Below are 15580 nucleotides of genomic sequence, written 5' to 3' on the forward strand. Positions count from 1 at the left end.
TGCTGGAATTATCGGCTTATTAACGCTCGCTGCTGGTAAAAATCCCCAAGAGGAGAGCTACCGGTATTATCGAGTGAGTAAATGTAGTTGTCGATGATTTTGTTCAGCACCTTGTTCTTCTGAGGCAGAGAGAGCAGATTGCTGCTTTTATGGATATGACTTGCAGATTCATGGAAACCCCATAGGGTATCATCATAAACATTAGCATAGAGTCCGTTAAACTCAGAAAACTTGCTAGGCGGGATAACACTGTTCGTCATTATTTCCACGAGCAAGATTTTGGAGTCAATCTCGGTCAAAGGGTAATTCTTAAGATTTTCGTGCCATGCCTGAAAACCTTTTAACAGTGGAATCATCTTTCTCATTGAGCGATAGGCCAGGAATGCTAGTTCATCAGTGTCTAAGCCAGAAGTATGACGACGAAAAGCTAGAAATTCTCCGCTGAAACAGAGATTATCACAGACGAAAACGCGTGTTCCTGCTGTTACACCGAGTGACATGCTTTTATTCATGCTGTTACGAATACCAATACTCCAGGAAAGTTCATTTGTTCCCTGAGAAAGGTCGTAGACACCGAACATCCTCTGCCCATCTTGTGCCAAAACATATTCTGACTTCACAATCTCCATACCCATTACATCAATTGCCTCTTGAATGGCCCTGATGACGTCGCCGTGATGGACAGGATGAAATGTTTTGGTAAAAGGTACTGCCGGCACATTGAATACTTCCGCTTCTGTTACGTGATTTGTTCCTGTTAAAATTGCGTTAGTCATTGTACAATCTCCTTATAGTGTGAGTTTGAAACAAAAAAGCCCCTTCCATCGAACTGACAGAAAGGGCTCGTATTAAATTGATTTAACAAATGGGGATTAACTTCTTCCCTGGGCTGCATAGAGAAACCAGGTTGATTCACTTAACTGCTGGCCTGAAACTGGGCATTCGTCCAACAGGTCGGCGAAAAGATTCCATCCTTTCAGCCTGATATTCCTCACATCTTCTATACCACTATACTTTTTGACCTTGCAGGTATGAACCTGTGTTAAATCAAACAGTTCAGGGTTTATTCCAGCAGGATCAATATATTGCCAATACATGACGTTCCTCCTTAAACAGCAAAGCCGCTGCATCAATATGGATACAACGGCTTTGCACTTGTTATTATTTCAAAATTACCAGTTATGGCACGACTCGCTGAATTCACAATCAGTGTAGAGCCAGGACCGACACGGGATAAACACACGATTCTCTATCCCAGCAAGTACAGCAGCACTTAGCTTGGCGAATCTCTTACGGTCAGTAGGACCTCGGCTGGTGTGATACTGCTCGAACTTTGGCGTTTTAAGTTTCCTCAAGACGTCAAATCTTCCTTGAACTTCTGCCCGAGGAAAAACATAACGATTTGCAGCAAGAAGATAGCTGTAGGCTGTAGTCTGTAAATCTTCGTCCACAGACGATTGGGATTTTGCTTGTTTGCTGGTTTTGTGATCCACAACAACAAGATTTCCTTTATTGTCTCGTAGCAGCAAGTCAATAATACCGATTAGCTGGATATCCTGGGGCTCTGCATTGTGATTGTAAAGAGGGGCAGAAAGTGGTAGCTCCACGGCCTCTATTGTGTAACCGTCTAAAGATATTTCCTTATGAAAAGCCTGAAGCATTTTATTGCCCATAAATATTGCTGACGGCGTATCTGGCATATCTTTTTTGTAAAGAATAGGAACGTTCACCAGCTCCATACTTTGATAAAATTTGCTGGCAAAAACGGACTCCAGTTCTGATAAGGGCAATATGTCGCCAGTCTGTTGAAGTGCTGTGTAATAGGCCTCTAAAGCCCCATGGATTGCCTTGCCAAAATGAAGGGCGATGCTGCTGTGTTTCCCTGGAACCCTCTGGACATAGTTGAACCAGTATTTCAGGCTACAATTGATATAGGTGAAGAGCTGTGAATGGCTTATATGAAGCTGGTCTCGTAGGGTTTGTATTGCTTGTGACATGTTTTCCTCCTGACTGTGGGCATAACAAAGGGGAGCCGATTGCTCGGTACTCCCCGTGATTTGGATATTTTAGGTGCTGGATTAATTGGCTGTCATCTCTCCGATTAACGAAGAAGCATCCCCCTTACTTAAAAAGCTGATGACACTACCAAAGCGTTCTCTACTCATGTCATCCAGCTCTTTGCGGCTGATGTCTCGATCATCGGCGAGGTGTAAAAGAAAAGAGTGCTGTTTTTGAGAGAGTCTGGATGTTCCATTGCCTCCATTACTTTCATGGCCATTGCCGTTTCCACCATTACCATTGGTATCATTGCTGCGGCCCCCATTGGTACTGTGACCTGTACTGCCACCACCTGCTGAATGATGCATTTTACCAGGACTGGAGGGACAGTATAGAGTGCCTTCTGGGTCAGGCCTGAACGGGTCATTTTCAATCGCGGGGGAAGGTGGTTTATCAAAATTAAGATGAGATACCTCCTCAGCTGAACAATATTCAACACCATATCCAGCAAACCGAAGTGCTCTTGCTATAGCTCGTGTCTCTGCCAATTCCAAAATAGCCGGTGCGATCTTGGCATCTCGTTCTACACTGGCCATACTGACACCGGTGTATGAACCCTTGTCTGTTGAGCATAGAGCCTTGACCACAGCCACGTTACCGTCATACTTAATGATTTCGGTACTGATGTCCAAGCTTCCATTGAGTTCATGAGCGAGCCTCAAACGCCCACCTACTTTAGGATAGTCGGTTACACTCCACTGACTGGTCTTTTTGTCAAAATGGCGCATAGTGACGAGCTCTTCGGGTAAAAATTGATTTCCATTTGCTTTTGTCATAACCATCTCCTTTGATAGGATTAAATGAGATTTACAAAACGCAAATCTCTTCAAAAGAGCTGTACCACTATGCTTTTAATGGAATGTGGCGCTGAAATGGACTGATGCAAAAGAACCTGCTCTACATCGGAAGGGGGAGGGGGTGTGTTGATAGACCCACACGTTTAACAAAAGAGAACAAACTCTGTGCTTTTTATAAAATGTTGCAGTTTGATACTATGGTGACATTCAGAGAGACCCTCCTACGTCAAAAAGGGGGGGGCTTTAATTCCTCAAAACATGAAATATCTACCTCAATTCCTTCAGGGTGACGACTAAACACTCGGTTGTGTAAAAAAGCATTCGACCACCAACCCTGAGCAATATAAAGAAGAAAAAATATCGTCCAAGTCGTCCGAACTGTCCTGGACGGTATGGGCGATACGGACGATAAAAATGGAGGACAAAGAAGTAATGGGAATTGAGTTTGCTAGGTGTAGCAGGGCTACTGGAGTGATGCCGGATAGAATAGTAGTACTATTATACCAACACCCAGAGAGCAGTCGTTATCCAGAGTACTCACCAAAAAACTACGCATACCTGAGAAAGAAGAGAGCGAAGGAACTTGTTCAGGAAAAGCTGGATGTACTTTTTGATATAGTACTATTATTATTACTACTATCGAACTTCGTTCTGTCACCACGGAGCCCTTAAAATGAGCTATGTGGCTATTTTCCTTCTGCACGACACAATATGGCCTCGTTAAGCAAAAGATGGTAGTGTGGGCCGTTTAGATGTTTGTATGGGTGGGGTAAATGTATTTAGCTGGTAGGCGCAATAGGGGATGGACAATGATGCTCAAAAAAAATCTGGGTTTCAAAATACTTTCTTCTTGTGAGGGGTTAGTTGATTCCCTTCACTGTAGCAGTGTCAAATTAAGAGATTGTCAAAATATTCAGACCTTCGAGGTGGCTATCTGAACGTCAAGGGTAATCTGCGGCAACCACTGAACTTTGCCGCGTCTGACGCAACGCTTCTCCGCGCCGTCTGGTTTACTATCTTGTTATCCTATTGATTTTATGAATAATTCATTCTTCATCTTTTAAGTTTGATGCTTCATAATAGTTTGGTGGCTTTTCCCCCTTAATCATTCGCCGCCAGCAATTACCGAGCTCTTCAAACCAAACCACCTCTGTTTCGTAGTGGCAAGTCTCACAGCGCCACCAGTAGCGACCTGCACCACCGTCTACTGCATATGCGAAACTGTCGCAATGTGGGCATATTTGGTCCGGCCAATCCTCAGCTATACCGTGAAAACTCATAGGAAGACCTCTTTATATTTCTTTCTAAGATAAAATAAGTATAGTTAAGGTTGAGCACTACGGTTCCTCTTACAAAAGAAACGCATAGTCACTTGCGAAAGACTTACCGTTTATTCCGTCTGTGCCTGGAACCAGCACAAGTAGCCCACTACCTTTATTGACGACATTAAATTTGAGCTGCCCTTTTGACTCGCTCATTTCGTTGCCGTATTTCTCGAAAAATTTCTCTGGTAAAGGTATGTCGATTACTTCTCCGCTTTCGCGTTGGCATAAAAGCACAGCGTGGTCGAAACCTCCAACTGGGAGCCCCAGGAACCATCTGTTTGGTTGTCTTTCTGTTGCAACGGCAATTCCCACACGCTTTCCAGACCCAGTGCGAAAGATTGTCTTATTTTTAATTAACTGGAGGTGGATGCCTTCAGCTTCACGATGACTTAAGAATTCACTACGAATTTTCTCACCAAGCTCTCTTGAGGTCAGCATTTGCCTTGACCGCGATTCATCAACCGGCTTAGCAATAATACGACGAGTTTTTTGTTCAGGTATCTGGGAGCTGTTGTTTCTCAACCCTTCAAGCTCTGCGATAATTTGACTATGACGAGAAATAAGATTCTTAATTTTTTCTAATTTTTCACTCTCCGCCAATACCAAGTCAGTTTTTCCCTCGCTTGCTGCTTTTGAAATAGATGACAATATATTGTTTTTTTCGTTTTGAAGCTCTATCAAAGCATCCATGAGGCTACCTCCTGAATTAAAATAGTATTTATCTTAACCAAGATATTAGCAAGACTAAGAATAAGTGTCAAGTGTATTTTTCTTGTAGCATAGCAAGTAATTATGTTGAAACTGCATAACTTGCTATTTTTCTACTATTCAGAAAGATGCCCCCGGTCCTACGTACATGGCTAACGGACAAGACCGTCTATTTCCCCAATTTTTCATACTGCTTCTTTAACCGCTCAAGCTTTTCTATCTGCTTACCTATTTTCTTGGCCTCCTTGTCAGCATCCGCCTTAATCTTATTCTGATGCTCGGCCTCTAATCCCTGTAGGTCTTTTTGGAACTTATTTTGCTCACAGGCCTCCATGAACTCCTTTGGTGAAGCCAACAGATAGACTAACTGCTCCTGTACAGGCTTTTTCCCGAACTCTCGCGTCTTAATTTCTTTCGATAAGTCCCGGACTGACCATTTGTTATCATACGAAAGTTGGGCAATTTGCTTCTTTTCTTCCATGCTGCCTTTGTAATAAGCAATCTTAACCCTCTGACTGATACTTAAATTTCCAAACGTCTGGAAATTCTCATCTTCGAACATGCGGCTATAGGCGCTGACCTTTATGGCATCATAAACCCACGACTGGGAGGGACTACCTATCTCATGACGAAGTTGCTTTTGAATTTGCATGATAGAGGTGTTTACGTTAATATTCCTTGGATTACTGGCGCTTTCATAATCACCGCCGAAGAAGGTCTCTATGAGGTGATTTCCTACATCAATCAAAGCCATAGCCACCGCAGTCTGAAATGTTTCCAAGATATGCTGAACTGCTTCATTTACCTTTTGCGTGTCAAAAGGAAGCTTCTCTTCTGCTTTTACAACCTCCCCTTCAATGATGGGAACCACCCCGGTTAATTTGCCGATGGCAGCTGCTATTTTAACGGCAGCAATTTTTGCGTTTTCTTCATTGTCCCTATAGTCCTTTTTACGAATTTCGAGCTGGAAAGAAACAACTTTATCATCTGGATAGCGCATTCTAAAAAGTTGATTCAAGTTGTGTGCTTTCTTGGCCGTATATTCCTCATTATTCGTAGAATAGGAGATAAGTTTCTCAACATTAAAAAAGTCTATAAGCTGATTGACTATTTCAGGAGAGGCTGTCAAACTTTCGTCTTTTGTTTTGGGTAAAACACCCCTGCCAGTACCAATTAGAATACATACATCTTCTGGTTTTTTGGGATAGACTTCTTTACAGGCCTTCTTGAATTTAGCGGAAGAAGCCCCGTGAATATGGAAAATATATGGTATCTCACCACGGCCGGTTATTTCATTTTTGAATTGTTTTAATTGCCCTACAAATTGCTCGTACAATGGCGTTTTCTCATATTCGTCAATGTGATTGAGATTGCATATTTTTTTATCAAAATCGAAACATTTGTCTTTAAACCTTGGTCTTCGGTACAAATCATTGATAACAGCATAACAACCAAGTTTTTCTTGCATTTTTGTGGTGAGTTCAGCAGTCCACTCATCGTCTCTTGGCTTTTTCATATTACCGTGAGGTGCAACCAAAATGATGTTGTTTTTACCATGTAATATTTTGAACTCGCTATCGCCATCGCCCATAGAGCCGGTCCACCTAAAAAATAATATTGAAATGAAAGTTGGTTATCTGTCTGACGTGACAATACAAATAATCTCCACGCCTGTCAGGCTAATTTTCAGAGCGATGTTTGGATGGCACCAGTGCCTTAATAATTGCAGTCGGAGTTGACAGATAAAACTAAAGAAAACCTTCTGTAACCTATGCCAATAAGCAGTTTTAGCAGTTTGCACCTGTATATTTACCCTCTAAGAGAAAACTACTCGGCCGCTGGTACTTACTGCACTGTTGGTAATGTATGTAAAGGATACTACTGGTAGAGAGTATGCCTGGTTAACATTACTGAACGAAGTACTTTACCGATAACTTCTGGACTTTTCTCCCGTCATCAACATTGAGATATCCTAATTCTTTCAGGCGCGCTTTATATTTGCTGATGATAGGCCGTGACGTTTTAAGCTGCTCTCCCAGCTGAGAATCTGTAACCTTGAACCTTCTCTTCCTATACTGCTGCTCACTTGCTATCTTCAGCCAGAGGATATTCTTGCTCTACTTTGGATTGGACAAAATTAAGTAACCAAGAGTCGTGATTCTCTTATCAAGGAGTGGCATTGATAAATTCGAATCCATTTTTATCTGATACTGATTTAAGGATTTGGTTTATCCGCTCCATGAATTTTACACCTTCGACACTTATAATATCAGCTCGTGATATCAGTATGTGTTCTCCATTACCCCTATTTTCAGCTACAAAGACTTTAACATTATCGGCGATTTGTTGTCTAAACATGTAGGAAAATTTATTGTTCCTGTATTCTGGCTTAATGAAGACATATTCAACGGAAAACATAAAATGAAACATGGGAGGTACTTCTTGCTTTGAAATAAAAAAACCGCAGAAACCAACAGTATTATTGTCTTCCCCTTTTAACAGAAGAACTCTTATTTTCTCTTCAGAACAGCATCTTTTAAATTGCTTTGATACTTCATCTGTTTCAGAATCAAAGATATTTAAAATCTCAGCATCTTCAACGTTTCCTTTTAAAGTTTTCACAATCATTTTTTATCTCAATTCATCGTATATTAAACTGCTTAGGCCAAAATATGAAAGGCTAATCAGGTTTAGGTTATTGAATGATTTTTTCTACCCCTTCAACACTACTTTGAGTCTATCAGAATCAAACCGTACCGCATAGTAGTAATAAATATTGTACTATAAGGTAGTTATCGTTCCTTTTGCTCAAAAAATACCACAAATCGCTTACAAATAGTAGCCACAGCTACCAGTATAACACCAGACCAGAATAAGTTGTTGAGAGAGAATCTTTCCGCCGCTACTAAAATTATAGCCTACTCATAGTGATTATGGGGATAAACTTGTATCTATATGATATTCTATACTATTATGATTTACCTTGGGAAAGCAGGTCATCTTCCATTGTTTTTATACGTTAAATATATCTTGACTCTTCATAGCATTTTTATGCAGATGAAAAAAATTTTGTGCGAATACCAAGTGTAACTTTTTTGACCAGTTTGGTAGGAATTTCGGTCCAGTTGTGGTATCCAGTTACCGGCTATAATTCGTTACTGGATTATAACCAGTTAGAAAATGGGTATCATATATAAAAAACCGTCGTCAAATTGTCTTTACCCGGAATGATATGCGGAAGCTTGATAATAACTTGTTCATGACGGTAAGGGAAACGAGAGCGCGTTAATAACTTGTACACTCCTACCTTGTAGATAGAAGGAATAACAATATTCATATGAAATCCGGGAAATCTGAAAGAACCAACAAAAAAAACGATAAAATTACGCTGAATTCCTCTTACAAAATACTTTACGAAAAGCCCATGCCTTCAACCAGGACTGGCCCGCTTTATAATGCCTTTTCTTACCCAACCAAAATATCCCCAGAAGCAATAGCCATATTTATCGCTACACACACTAAGCCAGGTGCTACTATCCTCGACACATTCGCCGGCAGCGGAACTACTGGGTTGGCTACTCTGTTATGCGACAAGCCAACTGCTGCCATGAAAAAGATAGCCCAAGAAATTGGGATAAACCCCAAATGGGGTGCACGTAAAGCAGTACTTTATGAGCTTGGTGGCCTTGGCTCATTTGTCTCAAAGACCATGTGTAATTCTCCTTGTCCAAAAGAGTTCAAAAAAGCCACGGAAGATTTATTGGACATGGCTCAAAAAGAAATCGGTTGGGTTTATGAAACTAAAGACCCGGAAGGCAATAAAGGGACCATGCGGCATGCTATATGGGCTGATGTTCTTCTATGTCAGAAATGTGGAGCTGAAATTAATTATTGGGATGCCGTTGTCAGGCGCGCCCCCCTCCATCTTGTAGACCAGTTCAAGTGCACGTCTTGCAAGAAAACCGTTATGGTTAATGATTGTGACCGTCAGACGGAAAAGGGGCGGGATAAGATACTGGGACGGAATGTAGTCAGTAAAAAGAGGGTGCTGGCAAGAGTGTACGGTCGGACCAACACAACGACCTGGCAAAGAGAACCAACCGAACAAGATATCGCGTTAGTTGAGCGTGTATTACGCTCTCCAATTCCAGCCTATGCTCCAAAACATAAGATAGTCTGGGGAGACCTGTACCGTTCAGGGTACCATACCGGAATCACACACTTGCACCATTTTTATACCAGACGAAATTTTTTAGTGATGACAACCTTATGGCATCTCATTGAATTTTTCCCGGAACATCTTCAAGATGCCTTACGACTACTGGTGCTTAGCTATAATTCGACCCATTCGACCTTGATGACACGTGTAGTCGTCAAGAATGGGGAAAATGATTTTGTCCTTACTGGCGCTCAAAGTGGTGTCCTATATGTAAGTGGTCTCCCCGTTGAGAAAAACATCCTCTTGGGGGTAAAGCGTAAAGCTGGCCCAATTATGAAGGCATTCGAACTTGTATCGGGAAGCCAAAGTAAGGTTGAAGTTTGCAATGCGAGCAGTACAAAACTCCATATCCCAGCCGAAAGCATTGATTACGTTTTTACAGACCCACCATTTGGCGACTTTATCCCCTATGCCGAAATTAACCAGCTAAACGAGTTATGGCTTGGCAATGTAACCAATCGCTCAAATGAAATTATCGTCAGTAATGTACAAGGTAAAGATATCGACTCTTATGGGCAATTGATGGGAAGCGTATTCAAGGAAATTGCCCGGGTCATGAAACAGGAAGGGAAAACGACCGTTGTTTTCCATTCTGCCAAGGCTGCAATCTGGCGTGCGCTTTCTTTGGCGTACACTACAGCTGGTTTGAACGTAGAGGCTACCAGCGTCCTTGATAAAATCCAGGCAAGCTTCAAACAGATTGTTTCTACTGTGTCCGTCAAGGGAGACCCCTTGTTGCTTCTGTCAAAAACGCCTAACGGGAATCTAATATCCGAAATTCAAACCTCGGAGCAGGCTTTCCTTGAAGTGAAAGAACGTGCCCGTCTTGAAAACAATCTCCATGAACGTGAACCGGAAAGGCTCTATTCTCGCTATGCTGCCCGATGTCTTGAAATGGGTATCTGCGTTTCTTTAAGCGCAGGAGAATTTTATAAAAAGATTAAAAAAGAAGGTTTCAAGAAGTGACTGCCATCAAGAAGGAATTTGAAACCAAAGCAACCCGTAAGAAGCGTTTAGGGCAATACTACACCGGACTTCACCTGGCGAAGCTACTGGCTGCATTGGCTCAGGCACAACAGTCGAAAAGTGTCCTCGACCCTATGGCTGGTATTGGGGACATGCTGGTTGCTTCCCACGATATAGGAGCACGTCCTAAGGTCAAGGGTGCAATCGAGATAGACCCGATTGCCCGTGAGGCTTGTGCCAAGAGAGTAAAGTCACTCAAACCGTTGCTTGGTAATGCCTTCGATTTTTCACTTTTGTCTCAGTTACCAACGCTCAAATGGGATTTGGTGATTACCAACCCGCCATACGTTCGTTATCAGAGTATGACCAAGGGTGTTGATGCCTCCCTGAAATTGCCGAACGCCACTGAAATCCGCTCATCACTTATCTCAGCCATCAAACATCTACCTAATCTTGATAAGTACGATAAACAACTGTTTCTCCACCTCTGCCAAAAATACTCCGGGCTTGCCGACCTTGCCGTGCCATCTTGGATACTTTGTGCCGCGCTTGTTAAAAAAGGCGGGACATTGGCGATTGTCGTACCAGATTCGTGGCTCAATCGTGAATACGCCTTGCCAATCCAATATATTTTACTCCGCTGGTTTAAGATTCGTTACATCGTAGAGGATATCAATTCAACATGGTTCGATAAAGCCCAGGTTAAGACGAACCTGCTGGTCGCTGAAAGAATCACCCGTAGAGATTCAGCTTTTGATTGGAGTGATGAAGGGTTTGTTCATATATGCCTGTCGAAAGATACCAAGTGCAGTGACAGCTTTGTTGGAAATATCTTTCCTGGAACAGCCGATGCTGAAGTGCGATTCGCGCAAGAGGCTAACCGCTGGTACGATGAACATACTGACATTATAGGGGCAGGGTTTTCAGTCCAATGGACAGCTCTTTCACATATGTCATGCAACCTCCAAAGTGCCTGTGTTTCTCAGGGATGGCTCAGCATTCTTGGTGAATCCGAAATGCCAGGGAAAAACAACGGAATTCATTTACCCTCTGAGTTGTCCCACTGGCTCGGTAAGGCCACCTCAGTAAACAATTTTCACAGCCTCAATGAAATAGGTGTCCACGTGGGACAAGGGCTCAGAACCGGTGCAAACCGCTTCTTTTATGCGGATTTTCTTGAAGTTGTTGAGGGTAACGCTGTTATAGCTCCATCGCCCTTATTTGGAATACGGCGTGTCCAAGTACCACCCTCATGTATTGCCCCAGTCCTAAGAAAGCAAACCGAATTGCCTGATGGTTACATTTTGAATAGCTCGTCATTGAAAGGCTGCGTCTTAACTTTACACAACCATGCTTTGCCTGAAGACCTAACGAATTGCGATGACGCTTCATACGACCAGACTCCACCGGAGCTTGCAACTTTAATTAGGATAGCATATGAAACCAATTTTGGGACAACTGAAGAACCTAAGCGGGTCTATGAATTGAGTGCGGTAGCTCCCAATATTCGGAAGTCCCGGTTCTGGTACATGCTGCCTGATTTCACTCCCCGCCATACTCCAGACCTTTTCATTGCTCGAGTAAACAACGAAAACCCCAAAACTTTCCTCAATATGGAAAGAGCATCCATAATCGACGCAAATTTTTCGACCATCTGGTTGGGTAAGAAACCAAAAGTTGATGCATATGCATTACTCGCTTTCTTCAACTGTTTATGGTCTCTGGTCGTAATGGAACTGAGCGCTTCAGTTATGGGTGGTGGCGCTCTCAAAGTTGAAGCAACACATTTAAGGAAGGTTCCGGTACCTGACTTCAAACCTGGTGATTGGTCACAACTTTCTAACCTTGGAAAGCAACTGGCAGAAAAAGACCATGGCAATCTAACTGGGGTTATGGATGCAATTGACAAGGTGGTTGTTTCAAGACTAACAGGGACCAAAGAGTCAAAGAAAAAAGTTGTAGAGCTTCGCCATCTCGCCCAAATCTATCTTGAAAGACGATTGAGGAAATAATGGAAATTCAAGTCAACCATGCCGTAGTTAAAGAATTCATTAAAGATGCCATCGACCTTAAGTCGAAAAAATCAAAAGAAAGCATCCTTCGAGAGAATCTTGCTCATTACTTGGGTAAGATGTTCACTGAAGTCCCCTGGTGGGTCCGCTATCATGTTCGTGGAAGTGAAGCCATGGTCACGTTTTCCGAAACTGAAATTAAGAAAAGGGGATTTGTTGATAATCTTGTCGGTTTGACTGCAATTGAATGGGAGCCTGATTTACTCACGAAGGCTAAATTTGATGAAGGTTATAATCAAGTTGCCAATTACAGTGCCTCCTTGGTAAATGCAGGACATTCTCCAGACTTGATTATTGGAATACTCTCTGACACAGTGTATTGGCGGGCATATCGCCTCAAAATCAATGACGGGGTAAAAATCGAGACACTCCTTGGGGCTGAACACGTAACCCTGGAAGAGATTGATTCTCTCGACTTAACCGTTCCCAATGAACTGAATGCAAAGAAACTGATAGGTTTTCTCCTTCGTCATTTCGGTCGTGAAGGCTCTCGTCCCTTAAACGCCGAGACATTGGCGGAGGATATGGGACTTGGAAGCCCATTCTGCGACAAGCACATTTCCAAATTAGGCAAAGTCGTTGTCGCTGCATTTACTGGTAATCCTACCTACGCAAGGCTCATAAAAAAACTCTGGCAGGATTTCGTCGCCTATCTTGGAGACGAGAGTTCCATAGGAGCATTTGACTTAAGAACCTACATTCGTGAGATGTATATCCTCACCCTCGCAAAACTCATATGTGCAAACGTCATTGAGAAAAAAGCACTTCTGAGTGACCGTCCCCAGCTTGAATCCATCCTTACGGGCGATTTTTTCCATAGCCGGGGTCTGGAAAACCTTGTCGAATATGACTACTTCGGCTGGCTAAATTCATCTCCCCATGTTGCTGGACTTCTGCCTATAGCACAGGCAATTCAGGACGACTTACGAGCTTATGATTTTGCTTCGGCACCGGTAGAAGATTTGTTCGGTGAAATTATGGCTCAGCTTGCTCGCCGTTCTCAGCGACTTTTGCTTGGACAAGAATGGACACCAGCATGGTTGGCCAAGCAGGTTGTCCAGCAAGTGACATCTATGCTACCAGAAGGTGAAGAACCCAGGTTGATTGATATGAGCTGTGGTTCTGGAGCAATGATTATTGAAGCGACAAAAATCACTTTAAACCGTCTGAAAGTAGAAGGCGCTATCCCTGACGAAACGTCCATAACCAGACTTACTCAAACAATCACCGGCTTCGATATAGACCCGCTGGCGGTCATGCTTTCCAAAATAAGTTGGTTAATGGCAGCAAGAAGTTGGCTTGAGCCTTTCGATGGTACTTTCAGTATTTCCATTCCAGTCTATCACGCGGATTCCCTTTTTGCAGTCACGCCTCTTTCAAAAGTTGTCCACGAAGAAATGTCCGAAAGTCTCCATATTCTTCACTTCGCAGAGCATCGCGTGGAATTACCAAGCTTTATGGTTTCATCTGACCATCGGTCTTTGTTTGATTCTTTGTTGAGCAGAAGCTTATCGGTTGCCATGAACAATGCAAAGGTGAAAAAAGTTTCTTTGAAGGCAGCTTTGTTTGAATCAATACTGACCTCTGCTTGTGATGAAACCGGAACCGTCATCACTAAGGAAGACCGGCCACCCCTTTTGACCTTCTTGCAACAACTGATAGAAACATTGGATTCTCTTCATCGGGACGGACGTAATGGCATATGGGCATTTATTCTCCGCAACAGTTACCGCCCCGGACTTGTTTCGGGTCAGTTTAACGGTCTCGTTTCAAATCCACCATGGCTGGCTCTCAGTAAAATTGCCGACAACCCTTATGGCCAAGCGCTACGCGACCGGGCTGAAAAATTCAACATTAAACCTCCAGGTGCATCACATTTGCATGTGGAACTTGCCACAACTTTTCTCCTTCATGCCGTGGAACGGTACTTGGAAGATGATGCCGTAGTCGGTTGCATACTACCAGCCACCATTTTGAACGGACTTCAGCATAGTCCGTTCCTGAAAGGTGAGTACAAGAACCGAAGGAAGCCTATTCAATTATCCTTCGAAAGATTGTGGAGGGTCCAGAAATTTACCTTCAAAAATCAGGCTATCGTTCTCTTTGGAAAGAAAGCTGAGGCAGCAGTCATCGACACGCTTCCCGGTGCCATGGTCACTGCGACTGAGCAGGAAGAAAGGACATTCAAAAAAGTAATTCAGCGAGACAGGGTTGCCTGGACTGACAATCACACCATTACCGATACAAATGATTTGTTCATGGCTGTTAGCTTTACCCAAGGTGCAGATGTCATGCCTCGGACATCTTACTTCCACAAGATTACCCCAGCAACTGGAGCAGGCGATAGATACCATATTGCACCATATGGACTTGAAGATGATGGCTCAGACTATAGAGTGAAAGATGCCAAAAAATTCAAGGATTTCAGAATAACTCCACGAGTTGTCGAAGGAGAATACGTCTTTGATGTGCTTCTATCCAGTCATCTGGCTGCATTTGACCTTGCTCCATCAACCAAGGTGTTTCTGCCTGTTATAAAAGACACCACGAGTGGCTGGCAACCTGTCGACGCAACTAATGTTTCTGCTTTCCCTCAGACCCAAGCTGCTTTTAATGAGATATTGGCAGCTTATGGTGGCGCAAAAACACTCCCAGACCTTTTTATTGACATAGATACCGTGCGACATAAGCTCCAGGCGCAGATGTTTCCCGAAGAAAGCTACCTTGTTGTTTATGGGGCTGGTGGCGGTATCCCATGCAGTGCGTATCTAAAGACATCTGATTATGACATTGACAAACTCATAATTGACCAGACGTTGTACTGGCACATAACAAATGACAAGGATGATGCGATTTATTTGACGGGGATGCTTAATAGCGAATCCATTGACATGCTCATTACTGATTTTCAGCCAATAGGGAGTTTCGGGAGGCGACATGTCCATAAGTTAGCCCCCAGTATTATCCCACCCTACGACAGAGAGCACCCCGACCACATAGCCGTAGTCGATGCCACAATAGCTCTCATTTGCGAATGGGAAAAGAAGAAACCAGGCATTACTGAACAGAAGATTTTTAGTGCCGGATGCAATTTAGCGCAAAGACGAAGAAAGGTAAGGAAGCATATTGCCGAATTAGATTCGTATCAGGCTTATGATGAGGCTGTAAAGGAACTGCTTGGATTATAGTCAATAGTGTGGGAACCAAAAGGGACGCCCTTAAAAGCATAAAAATAATCCAACAACTGCTTCAGCTCCGACTGGCAATTACACAGCGCTCCATTGCCAGTCGTTTACACTACAACAACACTACCCCGATAAACCGCAAGAATTCCTTTCATTTGTCTTGGCCCACTACATCGCTGAAGGTGTTAGTGACTAAGACCAGGAAAAACTATCAGAGTTGACAGAGCTGAAATACGGGCGGTGTTTGTTG

The 15580-nt window shown here is 43.0% G+C and carries 12 protein-coding genes; 4 read left to right on the forward strand and 8 right to left on the reverse strand.

The genetic code is table 11. The features are described from left to right. Window positions 1-8: 8 nt before the first annotated feature. The 4 genes from GA520_RS24975 to GA520_RS24990 form a co-directional block, all read right to left on the reverse strand. Window positions 9-776: a hypothetical protein gene (locus GA520_RS24975; RefSeq protein WP_163336123.1), complete on the reverse strand. Its 768-nt coding sequence runs from the start codon at window positions 774-776 to the stop codon at window positions 9-11. 96 nt (window positions 777-872) lie between these two features. Continuing rightward, entirely contained in the window at window positions 873-1097 is a 225-nt protein-coding gene (locus tag GA520_RS24980; RefSeq protein ID WP_163336124.1) for a hypothetical protein, read from the reverse strand. Window positions 1098-1172: 75 nt separating this feature from the next. Continuing rightward, window positions 1173-1997: a PD-(D/E)XK nuclease family protein gene (locus GA520_RS24985; RefSeq protein WP_163336125.1), complete on the reverse strand. Its 825-nt coding sequence runs from the start codon at window positions 1995-1997 to the stop codon at window positions 1173-1175. Between the two features lie 81 nt (window positions 1998-2078). Then, window positions 2079-2834 (reverse strand): hypothetical protein, encoded by a 756-nt coding sequence (locus GA520_RS24990; protein ID WP_163336126.1) that lies wholly within the window; start codon window positions 2832-2834, stop codon window positions 2079-2081. 435 nt (window positions 2835-3269) lie between these two features. Between GA520_RS24990 and GA520_RS24995 the strand changes: the two genes are divergently transcribed. Next, window positions 3270-3527, forward strand: coding sequence for a hypothetical protein (locus GA520_RS24995; protein ID WP_163336127.1), 258 nt, complete (start codon window positions 3270-3272; stop codon window positions 3525-3527). Window positions 3528-3901: 374 nt separating this feature from the next. Here the strand turns inward: GA520_RS24995 and GA520_RS25000 are convergent, their stop codons facing one another. The 4 genes from GA520_RS25000 to GA520_RS25015 all read right to left on the reverse strand — a co-directional run bounded on the left by GA520_RS25000 (window position 3902) and on the right by GA520_RS25015 (window position 7516). After that, window positions 3902-4135, reverse strand: coding sequence for a hypothetical protein (locus GA520_RS25000; RefSeq protein ID WP_163336128.1), 234 nt, complete (start codon window positions 4133-4135; stop codon window positions 3902-3904). 69 nt (window positions 4136-4204) lie between these two features. Then, complete coding sequence (locus GA520_RS25005; protein ID WP_163336129.1) at window positions 4205-4870, reverse strand: hypothetical protein; 666 nt, start codon at window positions 4868-4870, stop codon at window positions 4205-4207. A 187-nt stretch (window positions 4871-5057) separates the two neighbouring features. Continuing rightward, window positions 5058-6479, reverse strand: coding sequence for a hypothetical protein (locus GA520_RS25010; protein ID WP_163336130.1), 1422 nt, complete (start codon window positions 6477-6479; stop codon window positions 5058-5060). Between the two features lie 575 nt (window positions 6480-7054). Next, window positions 7055-7516, reverse strand: a complete 462-nt coding sequence (locus GA520_RS25015; protein ID WP_163336131.1) for a hypothetical protein — start codon at window positions 7514-7516, stop codon at window positions 7055-7057. Window positions 7517-8225: 709 nt separating this feature from the next. Between GA520_RS25015 and GA520_RS25020 the strand changes: the two genes are divergently transcribed. From GA520_RS25020 to GA520_RS25030, 3 genes are read left to right on the forward strand one after another with little or no spacing between them, the layout of a single operon-like run. Next, window positions 8226-10073, forward strand: coding sequence for a DNA methyltransferase (locus GA520_RS25020; protein WP_163336132.1), 1848 nt, complete (start codon window positions 8226-8228; stop codon window positions 10071-10073). Beyond that, complete coding sequence (locus GA520_RS25025) at window positions 10070-12085, forward strand: N-6 DNA methylase (RefSeq protein ID WP_163336133.1); 2016 nt, start codon at window positions 10070-10072, stop codon at window positions 12083-12085. Before GA520_RS25020 ends, GA520_RS25025 begins: the two co-directional genes overlap by 4 nt. Continuing rightward, a complete protein-coding gene (locus GA520_RS25030) occupies window positions 12085-15333 on the forward strand; it encodes a hypothetical protein (protein WP_163336134.1) in 3249 nt (1082 codons plus the stop codon). Before GA520_RS25025 ends, GA520_RS25030 begins: the two co-directional genes overlap by 1 nt. The last annotated feature ends 247 nt before the right edge of the window (window positions 15334-15580 follow it).

The sequence above is a fragment of the Desulfopila sp. IMCC35008 genome, from assembly GCF_010646885.2.
In the GTDB taxonomy this organism is placed as follows: domain Bacteria; phylum Desulfobacterota; class Desulfobulbia; order Desulfobulbales; family Desulfocapsaceae; genus Desulfopila.